General features: G+C 71.0%; 14 protein-coding genes. 11 read left to right on the top strand and 3 right to left on the bottom strand.

Annotated elements, in window-relative coordinates:
- Positions 1-93: 93 nt before the first annotated feature.
- Both prpB and QNO21_RS13650 read left to right on the top strand, forming a co-directional pair.
- Positions 94-993, top strand: coding sequence for a methylisocitrate lyase (prpB, locus tag QNO21_RS13655; RefSeq protein ID WP_257518359.1), 900 nt, complete (start codon positions 94-96; stop codon positions 991-993).
- Positions 994-1000: 7 nt separating this feature from the next.
- A complete protein-coding gene (locus tag QNO21_RS13650) occupies positions 1001-2188 on the top strand; it encodes a bifunctional 2-methylcitrate synthase/citrate synthase (protein ID WP_257518358.1) in 1188 nt (395 codons plus the stop codon).
- Positions 2189-2232: 44 nt separating this feature from the next.
- Here the strand turns inward: QNO21_RS13650 and QNO21_RS13645 are convergent, their stop codons facing one another.
- Positions 2233-2988, bottom strand: a complete 756-nt coding sequence (locus QNO21_RS13645; protein ID WP_285178397.1) for an IclR family transcriptional regulator — start codon at positions 2986-2988, stop codon at positions 2233-2235.
- Positions 2989-3085: 97 nt separating this feature from the next.
- Between QNO21_RS13645 and QNO21_RS13640 the strand changes: the two genes are divergently transcribed.
- A complete protein-coding gene (locus QNO21_RS13640; RefSeq protein ID WP_257513833.1) occupies positions 3086-5272 on the top strand; it encodes a malate synthase G in 2187 nt (728 codons plus the stop codon).
- A 355-nt stretch (positions 5273-5627) separates the two neighbouring features.
- Here QNO21_RS13640 and QNO21_RS13635 read toward each other — a convergent pair whose 3' ends face one another.
- On the bottom strand, positions 5628-5972 hold the full coding sequence (locus QNO21_RS13635) for an alpha-amylase inhibitor (protein WP_257513832.1): 345 nt from the start codon (positions 5970-5972) through the stop codon (positions 5628-5630).
- 309 nt (positions 5973-6281) lie between these two features.
- Between QNO21_RS13635 and pulA the strand changes: the two genes are divergently transcribed.
- The 8 genes from pulA (at position 6282) to QNO21_RS13595 (ending at position 19917) form a co-directional block, all read left to right on the top strand.
- Entirely contained in the window at positions 6282-12323 is a 6042-nt protein-coding gene (gene pulA / locus QNO21_RS13630; protein ID WP_257518403.1) for a pullulanase-type alpha-1,6-glucosidase, read from the top strand.
- Between the two features lie 90 nt (positions 12324-12413).
- Positions 12414-13190: an electron transfer flavoprotein subunit beta/FixA family protein gene (locus QNO21_RS13625; protein ID WP_257513831.1), complete on the top strand. Its 777-nt coding sequence runs from the start codon at positions 12414-12416 to the stop codon at positions 13188-13190.
- Between the two features lie 13 nt (positions 13191-13203).
- Positions 13204-14196, top strand: coding sequence for an electron transfer flavoprotein subunit alpha/FixB family protein (locus tag QNO21_RS13620; RefSeq protein WP_257518357.1), 993 nt, complete (start codon positions 13204-13206; stop codon positions 14194-14196).
- Between the two features lie 596 nt (positions 14197-14792).
- On the top strand, positions 14793-15965 hold the full coding sequence (locus QNO21_RS13615) for a cytochrome b/b6 domain-containing protein (RefSeq protein WP_257518355.1): 1173 nt from the start codon (positions 14793-14795) through the stop codon (positions 15963-15965).
- A 6-nt stretch (positions 15966-15971) separates the two neighbouring features.
- Positions 15972-16796 (top strand): MBL fold metallo-hydrolase, encoded by an 825-nt coding sequence (locus tag QNO21_RS13610; RefSeq protein ID WP_257518354.1) that lies wholly within the window; start codon positions 15972-15974, stop codon positions 16794-16796.
- Positions 16797-17003: 207 nt separating this feature from the next.
- The gene (locus tag QNO21_RS13605) at positions 17004-18197 is read left to right on the top strand and encodes an acyl-CoA dehydrogenase family protein (RefSeq protein WP_257518353.1); all 1194 of its coding nucleotides are present in this window, start codon (positions 17004-17006) and stop codon (positions 18195-18197) included.
- 4 nt (positions 18198-18201) lie between these two features.
- The gene (locus QNO21_RS13600; protein WP_257518352.1) at positions 18202-18978 is read left to right on the top strand and encodes an enoyl-CoA hydratase-related protein; all 777 of its coding nucleotides are present in this window, start codon (positions 18202-18204) and stop codon (positions 18976-18978) included.
- 27 nt (positions 18979-19005) lie between these two features.
- Positions 19006-19917, top strand: coding sequence for an alpha/beta fold hydrolase (locus tag QNO21_RS13595; RefSeq protein WP_257518351.1), 912 nt, complete (start codon positions 19006-19008; stop codon positions 19915-19917).
- Here the strand turns inward: QNO21_RS13595 and QNO21_RS13590 are convergent.
- The gene (locus QNO21_RS13590; RefSeq protein ID WP_257515409.1) at positions 19883-20692 is read right to left on the bottom strand and encodes a glycosyltransferase family 2 protein; all 810 of its coding nucleotides are present in this window, start codon (positions 20690-20692) and stop codon (positions 19883-19885) included. The two genes, QNO21_RS13595 and QNO21_RS13590, sit on opposite strands and share 35 nt — an antisense overlap.
- Positions 20693-20811 lie beyond the last annotated feature (119 nt).

Raw genomic sequence — 20811 nt, 5'->3', positions numbered from 1 at the left:
GCCGATCGGGTGGGGTCGCGGGCCGGAATCGGCCGGTGGCGCTTCCCGCGCGATGGATCGGCGACGTTGTGCACGCCCGAGAGGAGACCACTGATGCTGTATTCGACCGTGACCCCCGCCGACAAGCGGCGACTGTTCCGCGAGCGCCTCGCCACGGGTGAGCTGCTGCGCTTTCCCGGGGCGTTCAACCCGCTGTCGGCCCGCCTCATCCAGCAGAAGGGGTTCGAGGGCGTCTACGTCTCGGGCGCGGTGCTCTCGGCCGATCTCGGCTTACCCGACATCGGGCTGACGACCCTCACCGAGGTCGCAGGGCGCGGGCAGCAGATCGCCCGCATGACCGACCTGCCGGCGATCATCGACGCCGACACCGGGTTCGGCGAGCCCATGAACGTCGCCCGCACGATCCAGACCCTCGAGGATGCCGGCATCGCCGGGGCTCACATCGAGGACCAGGTGAACCCCAAGCGGTGCGGCCACCTCGACGGCAAGGCGGTCGTCGACCAGGACACCGCGATCAAGCGCATCCGCGCCGCCGCCGACGCCCGCCGCGACCCGAACTTCCTCATCATGGCGCGCACCGACATCCGCGCCGTGGACGGGCTGGATGCCGCGATCGACCGGGCCAGGGCCCTCGTCGACGCCGGCGCCGATGCCATCTTCCCGGAGGCGATGCGCACCCTCGAGGAGTTCGCCGCGGTGCGCGCCGCCGTGGACGTGCCGATCCTGGCCAACATGACCGAGTTCGGAAAGAGCGACCTGTTCTCGGTCGACCAGCTGCGCGACGTCGGCGTGAACATCGTGATCTGGCCGGTGTCGCTCCTGCGCATCGCGATGGGCGCCGCGGGGCGCGCGCTGGATACGCTGAGCGCCGAGGGGCGCCTCACCGGCAAGCTGGGGGAGATGCAGCACCGCGCCGACCTGTACGACCTGCTCGACTACGAGTCGTACAACCACTTCGACACCAACGTCTTCAACTTCGACATCGAGAAATGAGCGTGCGATGACCACCGACATCAAAAAGGGCCTCGCGGGCGTCGTCGCCGACGTGACCGCGATCTCCAAGGTCGACCCCGAGATCAACAGCCTCATGTACCGGGGATACCCGGTGCAGGAGCTCGCGGCCACGCAGCCGTTCGAAGCGGTCGCCTACCTGCTGTGGAACGGTGAGCTGCCCACCGATGAGCAGCTCGCGGAGCTGCGTGCGGTCGAGCGGGCCAACCGGGCGCTGTCGCCCGCGGTGAAGGCCCTCATCGACGCGGTGCCGCTGGAGGCCCACCCGATGGACGAGGTGCGCACGGTCGTCAGCCTCATCGGCGCGATCGACACTGCCGGCATCGACAACGTGCTCGATGCCGCAGGGACCCCGGCCGAGAACCTCGACCGCAGCATCCGCCTCTTCGCCGTGCTGCCCGCCGTCGTCGCCTACGGGCAGCGCCGCCGCCGCGGCGAGCAGCTCGTCGAGCCGCGCGAGGACCTCGACTACGCCGCCAACTTCCTCTGGATGACGTTCGGCGAGGAGCCGCATGCGGTGGTGGCCGACGCGTTCAACCGTTCGATGGTCCTCTACGCCGAGCACTCGTTCAACGCCTCGACCTTCACCGGTCGGGTCATCACGTCGACCCTCAGCGACCTGTACTCGGCCGTGGTCGGCGCCATCGGCGCGCTCAAGGGACCGCTGCACGGCGGCGCGAACGAGGCCGTGCTGCACATCTTCACCGAGATCGGCGATGCCGACAACGTCGTCCCGTGGCTCGACGAGGCCCTCGCGGCCAAGCGCAAGATCATGGGGTTCGGGCACCGCGTGTACAAGCGCGGCGACTCGCGCGTGCCGACCATGAAGGCGGCGCTGGACACCCTCGTCGCCCACTACGACCGACCCGACGTCGCCGCGCTCTACGATGCGCTCGAGTCCGAGTTCGTCGGCCGCAAGGGCATCTACCCGAACCTCGACTATCCGTCGGGCCCGGCCTACAGCCTGATGGGCTTCGACACCCTCACCTTCACACCGCTGTTCATCGCGGCGCGGGTGACCGGCTGGACCGCGCACGTGATGGAGCAGCAGGCGGCCAATGCCCTGATCCGCCCGCTGTCGGATTACAACGGTCCCGACGAGCGCCACATCGACGGCTACGTTCCGGATGCCGCAGAGGTCGAGGCGCTGCAGCGCGCGGAGGAAGCGGCGAGCTGAGGCGGCGCATCGCCCACCTGCCCGTGCCCGGCTGCGCCCCGCGCTCAGCCGGGCACGGCGGTGCGCAGCGTGGCGACCGCCTCGCGCAATGACCGCACCGCGGCGGGCGCGGACTCCAGCGTCACCCGCACCTCCGGGCCCGAGATCGACACGGCCGCCGGCAAAGCCATGCCCGGCACTGCCACGGCGAAGCACCGCACGCCGACCTCCTGCTCGCCCTCGTCGATCGCGTAACCGCGCTCGCGTATCACCCGCAGGTCGGAGAGCAGGTCCTCCTCGGTGCGCAGCGTGGTGTCGGTGAACTCCGGCATCCCCGTCCGCCGGACGAGGGCCAGCACGTCGGCGTCGGGCAGCTGCGCGAGCAGCGCCTTGCCCACGCCGGTGGCGTGTGGGAAGACCCGCCGCCCGACCTCGGTGAACATGCGCATCTGGTGCTTCGAGGGCGCCTGCGCGACGTAGGTGGCCATGTCGCCGTCGAGGACGGCGAAGTTCGCGCTCTCCTGCGTCGCCTCGCTGAGGGCGACCAGGGCCGGCTTCGCCCAGCCCGACAGGCGCCGCGTGGCGGCTTCGCCGAGCCGGATCAGGCCGGGGCCGAGCGTGTACCGGCGGGAGGGCAGCTGCATGACGTACCCGCGGGCGGCGAGGGTGCGAAGCAGCCGGTGGATCGTCGCGGGCGGCAGCGACAGTGCCGCGGCGATCTCGCCGACCCCGGCTTCGCCGCCGAGCATCGCGAGGGTCTCCAGGAGATCGAGCGTGCGGGCCACCGACTGCACGCCCGGTGCGGGGCTGTTTTCCGTCACGAATCCACGTCCATTCCGCTCTGTGGAATAAGCATTCCACAGAGCGAGGCGAACCTGGTAGCTTCGACGGCAATCCCCACCGAGAGGCAGAGTCGCCATGGACACCACGAGCACCGCTCGACAGCAGCGCGCCGACCTGAGCGTCGCGACGCCGATCCTCGCCTTCGCCGAGGAGGCGCTCGCCGCACAGGGGATGGATGCCGACGGATTCTGGGCCGGCGTCAGCGCGCTCCTGCGCGACCTGACGCCCCGAAACCGCGAGCTGCTTGCCGAGCGCGACCGGCTGCAGGCGCAGATCGACGACTACCACCGGAGCAACCCGGGGCTGCCTGACCCGGTCGAGTACCGGGCGTTCCTGGAACGCATCGGCTACCTCCTGGAGCAGCCGGCCCCCTTCGGCATCCGCACCGAGAACGTCGACCCCGAGATCGCAACCCTGGCCGGCCCCCAGCTGGTGGTGCCGCTGCTGAACGCGCGCTTCGCCGTCAACGCCGCCAACGCACGCTGGGGATCCCTCTACGACGCGCTCTACGGCACCGACGCGATCCCCGAGGAAGGGGAGCTGGCGCCCGGCGCGGAGTACAACCCGCAGCGCGGCGCCGCAGTCATCGCCTACGGCCGCCGTCTGCTCGACGAGGTCGCGCCCCTCACCCGTGGCTCGCACGCCGATGCGGAGAACTACCGCGTCGAGGACGGCCGCCTGCTGGTGACCGTGGCGGGGGAGGATGCCGCTCTGCAGCATGCCGACGCCTTCGCCGGGTACACCGGCGACGCGGCCCAGCCCTCGTCGGTGCTGCTGCGCCACCACGGCCTGCACCTGGATGTGCTGATCGACCGCGCCGGGCGCATCGGCGCCACCGACCGGGCGGGCATCGATGACATCGTCGTGGAGTCGGCGCTGACGACGATCATGGACCTCGAGGACTCCGTCGCCGCCGTCGACGCCGACGACAAGGCGCTCGGGTACCGCAACTGGCAGGGGCTGGTGACCGGCACGCTCACCGCCGAGCTCGTCAAGAACGGCCGCGCCTTCACCCGCCGGATGAACGACGACCGCCGCTACACCGCGCCGGACGGTGCGGAGTTCGCCCTTCCCGGCCGTTCGCTGCTGCTCGTGCGCAACGTGGGGCACCTGATGACGACGGACGCCATCACGGATGCCGCGGGGGAGCCGGTGCCCGAGGGCATCCTGGATGCGATCATGACGGCCGTCGGCGCGCTGCCCGACCTGCGCGGCGATCGGGCGGGGACGAACTCCCGCACCGGGTCGCTGTACATCGTGAAGCCGAAGATGCACGGGCCGACGGAGGTCGCCTTCACCGTGGAGCTGTTCTCCCGCGTCGAGGGCCTGCTGGGTCTGCCGGAGAACACCCTCAAGGCCGGCATCATGGACGAGGAGCGGCGCACCACCCTCAACCTGCGCGCGGCGATCGCCGAGGCAGCGGACCGCATCGTCTTCATCAACACCGGGTTCCTCGACCGCACCGGCGACGAGATCCACACCTCGCTGCACGCCGGCCCGGTGGTGCCCAAGGCCGCCATCAAGGCGCAGCCGTTCCTCGGCGCGTACGAGGACGCCAACGTGGATGCCGGGCTCGGCGCCGGTTTCATCGGCCGCGCCCAGATCGGCAAGGGGATGTGGGCCATGCCCGACCTCATGCACGACATGCTGGAGCAGAAGATCGCACAGGTGCGCTCCGGCGCCACGACGGCGTGGGTTCCCTCGCCCACCGCGGCCACTCTGCACGCCCTGCACTACCACCAGGTCGACGTCGCCGAGGTGCAGCGCACCGTCGCGGAGCGGCCCCCGCGCGGCATCGACGACATCCTGATCCCGCCGCTGCAGACCGAGCCGCTGGGCCGTGACGCGGTGCTGGCCGAGGTCGACAACAATGTGCAGTCGATCCTCGGGTACGTGGTGCGGTGGATCGACCAGGGCGTCGGATGCTCGAAGGTCCCCGACATCAACGGCATCGCACTGATGGAGGACCGGGCCACGCTCCGCATCTCGAGCCAGCTGCTCGCCAACTGGCTGGCCCACGACGTCATCGACACCGATGACGTCGACCGCAGCCTCGAGAAGCTCGCGGCGGTCGTCGACGCGCAGAACGCCGGCGACCCCGACTACGAGCCGCTGCTCGACGACGAGGGGCGTGGCCGCGGAATCGCGTTCGAGTCCGCCCGCCGCCTGATCGTCGAGGGCGCCGCGCAGCCCAACGGATACACCGAACCGATCCTGCACGAGATGCGGCGCCGCAAGAAGGCCGAACTCGCCGCCGAGTGAGTATTCGCGGTCTCGAGTGAGTATTCGCGGTCGCGAGTGAGTATTCGACGTCGCGAGTGAGTCTGCGACGACGCGAGTGGGCACTCGTGCTCGCGACGTCGCTTGACGCCCTTTCGCGGAATCCCGACCGGCGCCGGCTACCCGGCACCCTCGACGGGATTCGCATCGAGTTGAGCGTCCGCGCACGGTCGTGCTGCGTACCCGCGCGCCGAAGATCTACAAACTCCGCTGGAGACAGACCTGACCAACGCGGCCCTCGAGGCGCCCACGCCGCTGGCGCCGCTGCCGTTCGAGCTGGTGGGGCGGGCCTCCGCCGGGGCTCCGCGTCGCGGCGGAGCTTTTCGTATACGGTGCGTCAGCAGTTGACGAGGCTGTCGAACCGCCCCCCGCTCCCCGTCGTGTGCGTCTTGGTGGCACCCGAGGCGATGGTCATGCAGGCGCTGTCGTTCGCAAACGCCCACACCACCTTGACGCGCTTTGTGGAAGCGCAGTTGTTCTTGACAGTCGCCTTCATCCTCAGCCAGCTGGTGCGGGCGGTCTTCACCGACACGCACGTCGGAGCCGTGGCTGCCTTCACCGAGACGGCGGCGACAGAGCGATCTGCGGGCGCCGCGGCGGAGGCGGCCGGAGGGACCGCGATCAGCGACCCGGCGAGGAGGACAGCTGCGGACAGGGCTGTGATGCGTCGTTTCGTCGTCATGGGCGTGATGCTAGCGACTGTTCGTGATCTCAAACGCGAATGGGATGAAAAGCCCGGACCGAGCCCTGATCGGAGCGCAAGACGCGCCTGGAGCCTCGAGAGGTAGCGCCCATCGACGATTCGCATCGATCCCGCTACGCGATGGCAGGGAGAGGGAGGACAATCAGACTTCTTCAGTACCACTGCCCACATGAGCGGACTCTCATGTCCGCAGCCGGGAACCGCCCGCAGCGTGTCGGTACCCGCTGCTAGCGTCGGTGGAATCCCCCGGTACATCGCCGTACCCGCTTTCCAGGAGTGACCGTGCCAATGACGCCCCCCTCCCGCGCCCGCCGCATGCTGGCATCCCTCGCCGCAGCGGCACTGGTCCTCACCGGATCGGTCGTCGCCACCGCGGCGCCGGCGCTCGCCGCCGACCGCACGTTCGCCCTCGTCGGCAGCCTGCAGAACGAGTTGGGATGCTCCGACGACTGGCAGCCCGACTGCGCGGCGACCGAGCTCGCGGCCACCGACGAGGCGGGCGTCTTCGCGGCCGAGTTCGAGGTGCCCGCCGGCAGCTACGAGTACAAGGTCGCCGTCGACGACACCTGGGATGAGGCGTACGGGCTCGACGGCGGCGCCGACAACATCCCGCTGACCATCGACGGCCCCGCGACCCTGCGCTTCGTCTTCGACGACACCACCCACCGTGTGGGCCTCGAGGCGCTCAGCGTCCGCGGCGACTACGACGGAGACATCGACGGCGACCTGGTCGCCCCGCCGGTGCGTCAGCCCGGCTCCGCCGAGCAGTTCTACTTCGTCATGACCGACCGGTTCGCCAACGGCGACCCCGGCAACGACACCGGCGGCATCGAGGGCGACCGCTTCGCGCACGGCTTCGACCCGACCGACAAGGGCTTCTACAACGGCGGCGATATCGCGGGGCTCCGCTCCCAGCTCGACTACATCGCCGGCCTCGGCACCACGGCGATCTGGCTCACCCCCAGCTTCGCCAACCGGCCGGTGCAGGGCGAAGGGGCGGATGCCAGTGCCGGCTACCACGGCTACTGGATCACCGACTTCACGCAGATCGACCCGCACCTGGGCACCAACGCCGAACTCGAGGCCCTCATCGCCGAGGCGCACGCGCAGGACATCAAGGTCTACTTCGACATCATCACCAACCACACCGCCGACGTCATCGGCTACGAAGAGGGCGTCTACGACTACGTCGACGCGGCGACCGAGCCGTACCGCGATGCCGCGGGCAACGCCTTCGACCCCGCCGACTACGCCGGTACCGGCGACTTCCCCGCCCTCGACGCCGCCACGAGCTTCCCGTACACCCCGGTCGTGGACCCCGCCCTGCAGGACGCGAAGACCCCCGCGTGGCTGAACGACCCGACGCTGTACCACAACCGCGGAAACACGGTCTGGGAGGGCGAGTCGGTGACGCTCGGCGACTTCGACGGGCTCGACGACCTCATGACCGAGCACCCCACGGTCGTCGAGGGCTTCGTCGACGTCTACCAGGGCTGGATCGACCTCGGCATCGACGGCTTCCGCATCGACACCGTCAAGCACGTGAACCCGGAGTTCTGGGAGCAGTGGTCCACCGAGGTGCTGGACTACGCCCGCGAGGTCGCAGGCAAGCCCGGCTTCTTCATGTTCGGCGAGGTGTACGACGCCGACCCCGCCAAGCTCGCGCCCTACGTGCGCGACACCGACATGAACTCGGTGCTCGACTTCGCGTTCCAGTCCGCCGCGGTCGGCTACGCCGCCGGCAACAGTGCGCGCGGCCTGCAGTCCCTGTACGCCGGCGACGACCGGTACACGACCCCGGATTCCTCTGCCACGGCCCTCCCCACCTTCCTCGGCAACCACGACATGGGCCGCGTCGGCTACCTGCTGCAGTCGGCCCCCGACGCGCTGCAGCGCGATCTGCTCGCCCACGAGCTGATGTTCTTCGGCCGCGGGCAGCCCGTGGTCTACTACGGCGACGAGCAGGGCTTCGCGGGTCCCGGCGGCGACAAGAGCGCCCGCCAGACGCTGTTCGCCAGCGCCGTGCCCGAGTACACCGACCAGAACCTGATCACCGGCGAAGTAGCCGGATCGGTTGACCGTTACGACATGGCGGCACCGATCTACACGCACATCGCCACCCTCGCCGAGCTGCGGGAAGACCACCCCGCCCTCGTCACCGGCGCGCAGATCGAGCGCCACGCCGACAACGGCGCCGGCGTCTACGCGTTCTCCCGCGTCGACCGCGACGAGAAGGTCGAGTACCTCGTCGCGCTGAACAACACCGCCGCACCCGCGACGGCGCAGATCCCGACCCTCACCGCCGACGCTTCCTTCGCCCCGCTCTACGGCACCGACACCGCCGTCACGAGCGGCGCCGATGCCGTGGCCGAGGTCACCGTGCCGGCGCTTTCGGCCGTCGTCTACCGTGCCGACGCCCCCGTCACCGATCCCGCCGGTGGCCCCGAGATCACCGTCTCGGCCCCGACGCCCGGCGCCGCACTGAGCGGGTCCGTCGCCGTCTCGGCCGACGTCGACGACACCACCTGGCAGGAGACGAGCTTCGCCTGGCGCGTGGTCGGTTCCGACGAGTGGCAGCCGCTCGGCACCGCCGAGAGCACCAGCCCGCGCGTCTTCCACGACATCCGCGACCTCGCCCCGGGCACCCTCGTGGAGTACCGCGCCGTGGCGACGGATGCCGGCGGCGACCGCGCCGCGGCATCCACCTACGCCTCCGTGGGCAACGCCGTCTCGCTCGAGGTCCCCGAAGAGCCCGAGCAGCCGATCGACATGGTGACCATCGCGGGCAGCCTCAACTCCGAGCTCGGCTGCCCTGGCGACTGGACCCCCGGCTGTGAAGCGGCGAACCTGACGCTCGGCGCCGACGGCATCTGGGCCGGCACGTTCGACCTGCCCGCCGGCGACTACGAGTACAAGGCCGCACTCAACGGCTCGTGGGACATCAACTACGGCGCCGGTGGCGTGGCGAACGGCGCGAACATCGCGATCTCGCACCCCGGCGGCGCCATCTCGTTCTACTTCGACCCGCGCAGCAACATCGTGCAGTCCAGCGCCGAGGGCCCCATCGTCACCCTCCCCGGCTCCGTCCAGAGCGAGCTCGGCTGCGCCGGCGACTGGATGCCGGAGTGCCTGGCGACCCTCATGGCCGACGCCGACCGCGACGGGGTGTACGAATTCACCACCGATGCGATCCCCGCCGGCGCCTACGAGATCAAGGTCGCCCACGGCCTCAGCTGGGACGAGAACTACGGTGTCGGCGGCGCGCCGGGCGGCGCGAACTACGCCTTCACCGTCGCCGAGGGCACCGCCGTGGTCTTCCGCTACACCCTGGCGACCCACGTGCTCGAGATCGACGTCGCCGACCCGCCGCTTGCCGGGGTCGGCCAGTCGCGCGCGCACTGGATCGACGCTGAGACCCTCGCGTGGCCGGCCGACCTGGGCGCCGACCCGGCGGATGCCACCTGGCAGCTGCACGCCGCAGCCGACGCGTCACTGATCGTCACCGACGACGGGGTCGCCGGCGGCGAGAGCATCGACCTCGAGCGGGTGGGGGGCGGCCTCACCGAGGCGCAGCGCGAGCGGTTCCCGGCGCTGGCCGGGTTCGTCGCGCTGCGGCTCCCCGATGCGGATGCCGCCGGCGAGCTGCTGCGCGGTCAGCTGATGGTGTCGCAGCAGGGCGGCGACGGTGCGCTCAGCGCCGCGACCGGCGTGCAGATCCCGGGCGTGCTCGACGACCTCTACGCCGACGCGGCCGCCGACGCCGACCTCGGCGTGACGTTCCGCGGCAACAAGCCCACCTTCCGGCTGTGGGCCCCCACCGCGCAGTCGGTCACCCTGCTGACGTGGGACGGGCCCACCGGCCACACCGCCCGCGACGAAGGAACGCCGACGCGTCATGAGGCGACGCGCGATGCGGCATCCGGTGTCTGGGAGGTGCCGGGCAAGCGCGGCCTCAAGGGCGACGAGTTCCTGTGGGAGGTCGTCGTCTACGCCCCCGAGACCGGGGCGATCGAGACCAACCTGGTCACCGACCCGTACTCGCATGCGCTCACGACGAACTCGGTGCGGTCGGTCGCGATCGACCTGGCCGACAAACAGTGGCGCCCGCGGGCCTGGGAGCGCACGAAGGCGCCCGTGATCGACCGCCCCGTGGACCGCGCGATCTACGAGCTGCACGTGCGCGACTTCTCCCTCACCGACACGTCGGTGCCCGAGGCGGAGCGGGGCACCTACCGCGCCTTCACCCGCGACAGTGCGGGTACCCAGCAGCTGCGGCAGCTGGCGGATGCCGGCATCAACACCGTGCACCTGCTCCCCACCTTCGACATCGCCACGATCGAGGAGAACCGCGCACTGCAGGCGCAGCCCGCGTGCGACCTGGCGTCGTTCGGCCCGGCATCCACCGAGCAGCAGGCGTGCGTCGAGGCGATCGCCGACGCCGACGGCTTCAACTGGGGCTACGACCCGTACCACTTCACCGCTCCCGAGGGCTCGTACGCCGTCGACCCCGAGGGTGGGGCCCGCGTGCACGAGTTCCGCGAGATGGTGGGCGCCCTTCACGGCATGGGAATGCAGGTCGTGCTCGACCAGGTGTTCAACCACAGCGCGCAGTCGGGTCAGGGGGAGAAGTCGGTGCTCGACCGGGTCGTCCCCGGCTACTACCACCGGCTGAACCTCACCGGCGGCGTCGAGACGTCCACCTGCTGCCAGAACGTCGCCACCGAGCACGAGCTGGCCGAGAAGCTGATGGTCGATTCCGTTGTCACCTGGGCGCGCGATTACAAGGTCGACGGGTTCCGGTTCGACCTCATGGGCCACCACTCGACGGCGAACATGCAGGCCGTCCGCGATGCGCTGGACGCGCTCACGATGAAGAAGGACGGCGTCGACGGGTCGAAGGTCTACCTCTACGGCGAGGGATGGAACTTCGGCGAGGTCGCCGACGACGCCCTGTTCCCGCAGGCGCGGCAGGGGAACCTCGGCGGCACCGGCATCGGCACCTTCAGCGACCGGCTGCGGGATGCCGTGCACGGCGGCAGCCCGGTGGCAGGCGAGACGGTGCAGCAGCAGGGCTTCGGCACGGGCCTCGGCACCGATCCCAACGGGAACCCGATCAACGGCACCCCCGAGCAGGCGCTCGCCGACCTCGCGCACCAGACCGACCTGGTGAAGCTGGGGCTCGCGGGCAACCTGCGTGACTTCACGCTCACGGACTCGACGGGTACGGTGCGCGCGGGCGACGAGCTCGACTACCGCGGCGCCCCCGCCGGGTACGCGGCGCAGCCCGAAGAGATCATCACCTACGTCGACGCGCACGACAACGAGACGCTCTACGACCTTTCAGTGCTGAAGCTCCCCGCCGACACGCCCATGGCCGACCGCGTGCGCATGAACACGCTGTCGCTGGCCACCACCGCCTTCGCGCAGACGCCGTCGTTCTGGCACGCCGGCACCGAGCTGCTGCGCTCGAAGTCGCTCGACCGCAACAGCTACAACTCCGGCGACTGGTTCAACCGCATCGACTGGACCGGGCAGGAGTCGACGTTCGGCTCGGGTCTGCCGCGCGCCGCAGACAACGAGGACAAGTGGCCGATCATGGCGCCGCTGCTGGCCGACCCGGCGCTCAAGCCCGCCGCCGCCGACATCGCCGCGGCTGAGGCCGCCGCGCTCGACCTGCTGCGCGTGCGCGAGGAGGTCGGGCTGCTGCGCCTGGGCTCGGCCGAGCTGATCCAGCAGAAGGTGTCGTTCCCCGGCAGCGGACCGGATGCCGCGCCTGGCGCCCTCGTCATGCTGATCGACGACGTGGTCGGCGAGGACGTCGACCCCGAGCTGGAGGGGGCGCTGGTGGCGTTCAACGCCTCGCCCGAGCCGATCACGCAGACGCTCCCCGAGCTGTCGGGTCGTTCGTTCGCGCTCACTCCCGCGCTGGCGAACGGTGCGGACCCCGTCGTGAAGACGACGACATGGGACGCGGCAGCCGGCACCCTCACCGTGCCGCCGCGCACGGCCGTCGTGCTGGTGGAGCGTGAGCCGGTCGCGACCTCCGTGGCTGCCGTGGTGGACCGGGTGCTCGTGAAGGCGGGCCAGAAGGTCACCGTGACCGCGTGGGTGTCCAGCGCCGACCGCAGTGCGCCGGTCGGAACCGTGACCGTCTCGGACGGTGGGCGGGTGCTGGCCACGGCGGACGTCCCCGCTTCCGCTCGGGGGAAGGTCTCCGTGGCGCTGCCGGCGCTCCCGCGGGGGCTGCACCTGCTGCGGGTGTCCTTCTCGGGGGGCGCCGCGCACGGCGACTCGCGCGCAGTACTGCCGGTGCCGGTCGTCGTGTTCTGAGCGCCCCGCCCGGCCCCCGCGCCCGATTCGAGGCCGGTCATCGGCGTGCGTGGGAATTGTATAGAATCGACCGAGGCGTGAGGAGAGTCAATGAAGATTGTCGTGCTGGTGAAAGAGGTTCCGGACACCTACGGTGACCGCAAGCTGAACCTCGAGACCGGGTTGGCGGACCGCGATGCCGGTGAGCGGGTGCTCGATGAGATCGGTGAGCGGTCCCTCGAAGTCGCGCTGAGCTACGCCGACAAGAACCCCGGTACCGAGGTGGTCGTGCTCTCGATGGCGCCGGAGGCGTCGGTCGCGACCATCCGCAAGGGGCTCGCGATGGGCGCGGCATCCGCTGTGCAGATCGTCGACGACGCCCTCGCCGGTGCCGACCTGGGTCTCACCGCCGAGGTGCTGGCCGCTGCCGTCAAGCGCGCGGGCTTCGACCTCGTGATCACCGGCAACCAGTCCACCGACGGCTCCGGCGGTGTCATCGGTGCGATGATCGCCGAGCACCTGGGGGTGCCGCACGCGACCGCCCTCGCCGCCGTCGAGATCTCCGAGGGATCCGTTTCGGGCACGCGCGTGACCGACGCCGGCACCGCCCGCGTCACCGCCCCACTGCCCGCCGTCATCTCGGTGACCGAGGCCCTCCCCGACGCCCGCTTCCCGAACTTCAAGGGCATCATGGCGGCGAAGAAGAAGCCGTTCGAGACGGTCTCGCTTGCCGACCTCGGTGTGGATGCCGGTGTCGACACCGTCGCCCGGTCGATCATGACCGCGGTGAGCGAGAAGCCGCCGCGTTCGGCGGGCGTGAAGATCACAGACGAGGGCGATGCGGGCGAGAAGCTCGCGGCGTTCCTCATCGACAACCGGCTGGCGTGAGGGGCATCGCATCATGACTGACTTCGCTGCAGATTCGATCCTCGTCCACCTCGACGTGCTGCCCAGCGGCAAGCTGGCCAAGTCCGCCGCCGGCCTGCTCGGAGCCGCCGCATCGGTGGGAACCCCGGTCGCCCTGATCGTCGCCGGCGCCGAGCGCCACGACGAGCTGGCCGCAGCTGCCGGTGCGCTCGGCGCACAGGCGGTGCTCGTGGCCGACCTCGGCGGCGCCGACACCGCGCTGACCGTGCCGCTCGTGGATGTTCTCGCCGCCGCCGCCGACCTGGTGCAGCCGGACGCCGTGCTCATCTCCAACTCCATCGAGGGCCGCGACATCGCCGGACGGTTCGCCGCCCGCACGAAGCGCGCGCTCTCCGTCGACGCCGTGGGCGTCGCCCGCGACGATGAGGGCGTGCTGGCTCAGCACTCCGTCTACGGCGGTGCGTACAACGTCACCTCGGCGCCTACCTTCGGCGCCTACGTCATCACGGTGCGCCAGGGCGCCGTCGACGCCCGCGCCGAGGCCGTCGCCTCGCCGGCCGTCACGGCGCTTCAGGTCACCCCCTCGGGAGCGCCCGCCGCCGTCATCGAATCGTTCGAGGAAGCCGTCGTCGCCTCGACGCGGCCGGAACTGCGCGGTGCCGGCAAGGTCGTCTCGGGCGGCCGCGGGCTGGGCTCGGGCGAGCAGTTCGCGCTCGTGGAGCAGCTCGCCGACACCCTCGGGGCCGCCATCGGCGCCTCGCGCGCCGCGGTGGATGCCGGCTACGTGCCCTACTCCTACCAGGTCGGCCAGACCGGAGTGTCGGTGTCGCCGCAGCTGTATGTCGCTCTCGGCATCTCCGGCGCGATCCAGCACAAGGCCGGCATGCAGACCGCCAAGACCATCGTCGCCATCAACAAGGACGCCGACGCCCCGATCTTCGACATCGCCGACTTCGGCGTGGTGGGCGACCTCTTCCAGGTCGTTCCGCAGCTGATCGCGGCGCTCGAGGCGAACAAGGCCAAGTAGCCGTGGCGACATACGGGCGAACGGTGCGCCGGGGCCTTCCGAGGGTGTCCGGGGGAGAGCCGTGGCCGCCCGCCGGTGACGCTCCGGCGACGCTCGCGGGTGCAGCTTCCGACGCGGGTATCGGTGCCTCTGCTGCGGCCGAGGTCCCGGCCCCGGCTGCGGTTCCCGCCGCGCCCGCGGCTCCCGCTGCCGAATCCGTGGCCACGGCGGCGTCCGACCCCGCCCAGCCGGCACCTACTGCCGACCCCCAGCCAGCTCAGCCGCAGGACGCGACCGGCGAACCGACCCGATCGGGCTCGACGCTGCGCCGCGGCCTGCCGCGGGTGCCGGGTGGCGAGCCCTGGCCGCCTGCAGGCTCCGGTCCGGCTTCTGCCGCGCCCGCACCCGCACCGACCGCCGCGACCCCGGTCGCGCCCTCCGAGACGAGCGCGACTCCTGCACCAGCCGCTGCGCCCGCACCAGCCGCCGCGCCCGCTGCGCCCGCTGCTGCGTCCACGACGGCCACGGTCGGCGATGCCGTTCCGCTGCGCCGCGGTCTGCCGAGAGTCACCGGAGGCGACCCCTGGCCGCCCGCCGGCACCGCGCAGCCCCGCGCGGTGAGCGCTCCGACCGAGGCCGCCCCGGCCTCCGCTGAGGCCCCAGCGGCCCCGGCGGAAACGGCCGCACCCGCCTCCGTGCCCGCGGCATCCGCCACCGTCCCGGCCGCCGCCGCGGCATCCGTCGCGCCCGCCGCCGCGGCATCCACCGCCGTCGCGACCGGACCGCGCCCGCCGCTCACCGTGCCGCGCACGGTGTGGCCGGGTGCTGCGGCATCCCGTCGTCCGGCTCCGAAGCCCGAACCCCGCCGCATCGGACCGTTCACCCGCGGCCAGTGGGCCGGTGTGGTCATCGTCGGCGGCGGCGCCCTGCTGGTCGCCGCGGCGATGGCGGTCTTCTTCGTCCGGTGGTTCCTGAGCCTGGAGTTCATGCAAGAGTTCCTCGCCACCTACCCCGGCGAGTACCACCTGCCCGAGGGCGCCCCCATCGGGTTCCCTGCGTGGCTGGGGTGGCAGCACTTCTTCAACGCCTTCCTCATGGTGCTGATCATCCGCACCGGCTTGCAGGTGCGCACCGAGAAGCGGCCCACCGTGTTCTGGACGCCGCGCCGCGACAAGAAGGGCAAGACCAGCCTCAACATCTGGTTCCACCAGGCGCTGGACGTGCTGTGGCTGGCCAACGGCCTGATCTTCGTGGTGCTGCTGATCGTCTCCGGGCAGTGGATGCGCATCGTCCCGACCAGCTGGGAGGTGTTCCCCAACGCCCTGTCGGCGGTGCTGCAGTACATCTCGCTGGACTGGCCGACCGAGAACGGCTGGGTCAACTACAACTCGATCCAGCAGCTGGCGTACTTCACGACCGTGTTCATCGCCGCACCGCTGGCGATCATCACCGGATACCGCATGAGCGGGCTGTGGCCCAAGAACGCCGCCGGCCTCAACAAGGCGTACCCGATCGACTGGGCGCGGAAGCTCCACTTCCCCGTGATGCTGTTCTTCGTCGCGTTCATCATCGTGCACGTCGGCCTGGTGTTCGCCACCGGTGCGCTGCGCAACCTGAACCACATGTACGCCGCTCAGGGGTCGGTCGACCCGGCCGCCTACGCGGACAACTGGACGGGGTTCTGGATCTTCATCGCCTCGATCGTCGCCATCGCGATCGCCTGGATCGCCGCCCGACCGATGGTCGTCGCCCCGATTGCGCGCCTGTTCGGCACGGTGAGCGGGCGGTAGATCGACATGGATGCCGCGGCCGAGCGCTGGACCGGGCTGGTCACCCGCGTGCTGGCGCCGAACGCGGGTCCCATGACGCTCGACGGCACGAACTCCCTGGTGATCGGGGCGCGCGACGCAACGTCGGTCGTGGTCGTCGACCCGGGTCCAGATGACGACGGTCACCTGCAGGCACTTCAGCAATTCGGGCCGGTGGAGCTGATCCTCCTCACCCACCATCATCACGACCACACCGAGTCGGCGCCGCGGTTCGCCGCCCTCACGGGTGCGCCGGTGCGGGCGTTCGATCCGGGGCTGTGCATCGACGGCCCTCCGCTCACAGACGGCGAGCGGATCGACGCGGCGGGCACCGTGATCGAGGTCGTCGGCACTCCCGGGCACACGGCGGACTCCGTCTCGCTGCACCTGCCGCACGATGCGCCGGCCGGCGACCCGGAGGCATCCGCCACCGGCAGCATGCTCACCGGCGACACGATCCTCGGGCGGGGTACGACGATCATCGCCGCGCCCGACGGGTCGCTCGGCAGCTACCTGGCGACCCTCGAGCGGCTGCGGGCGTATGGGCGCATCCCCACGCTTCCCGCCCACGGGCCGATGCTCCCCGACCTCGTGGCTGTGTGCGACGCCTACACGGAGCACCGCCGCGGGCGACTGCAGGAGGTGCGCGACGCGCTCACCGCGCTCGGCCAGTCTGCGGCCACGGATGCCGACCTCGTCGCCGCCGTGACCGACGCGGTGTACGGCGGGGTGGATCCGGCGGTGCGGTTCGCCGCAGAGGCCTCGGTGCGCGCGCAGCTGGCCTACCTGGGCGACGGGTCCGCCGCGGGCTGAGCCGCTGCGCCCGGCCGGGAAGGCGCGGCCGGCTGGCTGCGCCCGTTCCCGGATCCCGGCGCGCACGCTCGACTGAGGAGATCGGCCGGAATGAGGGCGATCCGCCGCCAGACGCCCTCATTCGGGCGGATCCCCTCATCCCGGCCGGAAACCCGTGCCTAAACTGTTCGCACCGCTCACACCGCCTCGGCCACAAGCCTGAACAGGATGGACACGACGATGACGTCGACGATGACCGACCCGCCCGCACTCAGCGACGACGAGAGGGCCGCGATCCTCGACGCCGTCCGTGAGTTCACCGCCGCCGAACTGGCGCCGCATGCGCTCGACCGCGATGAGCGGGAGATCTTCCCCCGCGACACCCTGCGCCGTGCCGGTGAACTGGGCCTCGGCGGCATCTGCGTGCGCGAGGACGTCGGCGGCGCGGGCCTCGCGCGCATCGACGCGGTCGCGATCTACGAGGCGCTCGCCGAGGGCGACCCTTCGATTGCGGCGTACATCTCGATCCACAACATGGTCGCCGGCATCATCGACGTCTACGGCACCGAAGAGCAGCGCACCCGCTGGCTCCCGCGCCTGGTGTCGCTGGAAGACGTGAGCTCGTACTGCCTGACCGAACCGGGGGCGGGGTCGGATGCCGCATCCCTCGTGACCACGGCGGTGGCCGATGCCGAGGGCTATGTGCTCACCGGGGTGAAGCAGTTCATCTCGGGCGCCGGCGAGTCCGCCGTCTACGTCGTCATGGCACGCACCGGCGATGCCACGTCCGGCGCCCGCGGCATCTCGGCCTTCCTCGTGCCGGGCGACGCGCCGGGGCTCTCGTTCGGCCCGAACGAGCACAAGATGGGCTGGCGCGCACAGCCCACCAGACAGGTGGTGCTCGACGGCGTGCGCGTCCCGGCATCCGCCCTCATCGGACAGGAGGGGCAGGGCTTCCGCATCGCGATGGCTGCCCTCGACGGCGGGCGGCTGGGGATCGCCGCGTGCTCGACCGGCGGCGCGCAGTGGGCGCTGGACCGGGCGGTGCGCTACGTGCAGGAACGCACCGCGTTCGGGGAGGCCCTCGCCGAGAAGCAGTCCGTGGTCTTCAGCCTCGCCGACATGGCGACCGATCTGCACGCCGCCCGAGCCCTGGTGCAGGGCGCGGCCCGGGCGCTCGACGCCCGTGCGGACGACGCCGCGGTGCAGTGCGCCATGGCCAAGCGGTTCGCCACCGACGCCGGGTTCCGCGTCGCCAACGACGCGCTGCAGCTGCACGGCGGCTATGGCTACCTGCGCGAGTTCGGCCTCGAAAAGGTGGTGCGCGACCTGCGCGTGCACCAGATCCTGGAGGGCACCAACGAGATCATGCGCGTCATCGTGGGCCGTGAGCTGCTGCGTCGTGGCCGCATGGCACGATGAACCCATGACCCCATATGAGACTCTCATCGTCGAGACCCGTGGCCGCGTCGGCTGGATCACGCTCAACCGTCCCGAAGCGCTGAACGCCCTCAACTCCCAGCTCGCCCGCGAGCTGGCTGCAGCGGCAGCCGGGTTCGACGCAGACGAGGAGATCGGCTGCATCGTGCTCACCGGATCCGAGCGCGCCTTCGCCGCCGGCGCCGACATCAAGCAGATGGCCGACAAGACATCGCACGAGATGACGATGCGCAACCCCTTCGCGGGGCTCGAGGAGTTCTCGCGGCTGCGCACCCCCATCGTCGCGGCCGTCGCGGGCTTCGCGCTGGGCGGTGGCTGCGAGCTGGCCATGATGTGCGATGTGATCCTGGCCGCCGACACTGCGCGATTCGGTCAGCCCGAGATCAACCTCGGCGTCATCCCCGGCATCGGGGGCACCCAGCGACTGACTCGCGCGATCGGCCCGTTCAAAGCGGCCGAACTCGTGCTGACGGGGCGAATGATGGATGCCGCGGAGGCAGAGCGCGCCGGCCTGGTGTCGCGCGTCGTGCCGGCATCCGACCTGCTGCAAGAGGCGGCGACGACCGCCGAGAGCATCGCCGGCAAGTCGCTGCCGGTCGTGTACGCGGCGAAGCAGGCGCTGCGCGCGGCGCAGGAGACGAGCCTGGCCGAGGGGCTGCGGCTCGAGAAGAGCCTCTTCACGTCGCTGTTCGCGCTGGAGGACCAGAAAGAGGGCATGGCCGCCTTCACCGAGAAGCGCCCGCCGCGATTCCAGCATCGCTGAGCGACGGCACCCCCCTAGGATGCCCTCGTGGGTCTCAGGCAGCGCAACGGTCGACCGCAGGGCGTGATCGGTCGCGCCGCGGCCCTGGACGCGGCGCTCGAGCCGATCGACTGGAGCCGCTTTCCGCCGGGCGCCGAGCGCGACACCGTCGCCGCCCCGAGCGGTGGCATGGCCCGCGTGTCGATGGGCCCGGCTGACGGGACGCGGGTCGTGCTCGTCCCGGGGGTCACGGGCTCGAAGGAGGACTTCGTCCGGATGATGCCGCTGCTGGCGGCGGCGGGCTTCCGCGCGGAGTCCTACGACATGGCCGGGCAATACGAGTCGCACGCCGCCGGGCCCGAGAACCTCGACCCGCCGCGCGAGCACTACACGCTCGACCTCTTCGTCGACGATCTGCTGGCGGTGCTGCACGCCGGGTCGACGCCGGCGCATGTGCTCGGCTATTCGTTTGCCGGCACCGTCGTCACCGTCGCCGCCACTCGCTACCCGCAGCTGTTCCTGAGCGTCACGCTGCTGTCGGCACCGCCGGTCGCGGGCCAGGCGCTGCGCTCGTTCAAGATCCTGGGCCCGGTGACGGGCCCGGTGCCCGCGCGGGTGGCCGCGCGGCTGATGATGTGGGCCGTGCGCAACAACGTCCACCGCGCGCCGAAGGATCGGGCGGACTTCGTCAAGCTGCGTTTCGCGCTCACGCGCCGCTCCAGCGTGGAGGACATCTTCGGGCTCATGAAGAACACCCCCGATGTCGCCGATGCGCTGAAGGCCACGGGCTTGCCGGTGCTCGTGATCACCGGCACCGGGGACGTCTGGCCCGTCGAGGCGCACGAAGCGTTCGCGGCGAGGGTGGGCGCGACGATACTGGTGATCCACACCGGCCACAGCCCGTGCGAATCGGCGCCTCACCAGGTCACGGACGCGATGCTGGCGATGATCTGTCCATGACCCGCTGCGCCGTGCGGCGCGCCTCGCGCTGAAGGCGATGCCGCTCCCGTCGCCCCGCGGCGCACTGCCACTGCCGCTGCGCGATGCTCTCCTCGGAGAGGTTCACCGCGATGCCGTGGAAGGCCCAGTTCACGCGCCGGCGAAAGCCGGCCATCGAGTCGAACGGGCGCGCGGAGACACCCACCCGCAGGTCGCGGTCGAACTCCACCCCCATGTCGGGCTGCAGCGCGAAGCTGATCTCGAGGTCATCGTGCATGCGCGGATCGTCCATGTGCAGGTGCGTGCGCATCTCTCCCCACGCCTCGCGGCGCAACGCGAAGTTCGACCCGAACACCGGCACGTGCCCCATCACCACGCGCATCGACCAGAAATACCCCCCGAGGTACGCATATCGCCCGAGGAAGCGCCGTGGCCAGGTGCCGCCGTAGAACCGCCCGGTGCCCGTGATGCCGGTGAGGGTCGGGTCGGCGTCGAAACGCTCTTCCAGGTGCGCAATCCAGTCCGGAGCCGGAATCGAGTCGGCATCCAGCCGTCCGATGATGTCCCCCTCGGCAGCGTCGAAGCCGGCCGCCGTTGCGCGCAGCACCCCGGGGCGCGGTTCGTCCACGACCCTGGCCCCCGCGGCGCGGGCCACTGCGGCGGTGTCGTCGTGGGAGCCGTTGTCGACGACGATGACTTCGTCCGGCGGGCGGGTCTGCACCGCGATCGCCTCGAGGCAGTGCCGCAGCATACGCGCATCATCACGGGAGGGGATCACGACGCTGATGGTGGTCATGGCGCGTCAGCCTAGGGGTTCTCGGGCCTCCGGGGGAGGGGCTCGGGGAGCTTTGCCGACGCGAGGTGTCCGTTTCGGGTGCGTCCCGGTCCTCGCGCCCGGGCTGCCGCGCCCGCCGG

The sequence above is a fragment of the Microbacterium sp. zg-Y818 genome (genome assembly GCF_030246905.1).
Taxonomy (GTDB): domain Bacteria; phylum Actinomycetota; class Actinomycetes; order Actinomycetales; family Microbacteriaceae; genus Microbacterium.
The sequence above is the reverse complement of the archived record's forward strand: the minus strand, read 5'-3'. Positions and strand labels throughout refer to the sequence as shown.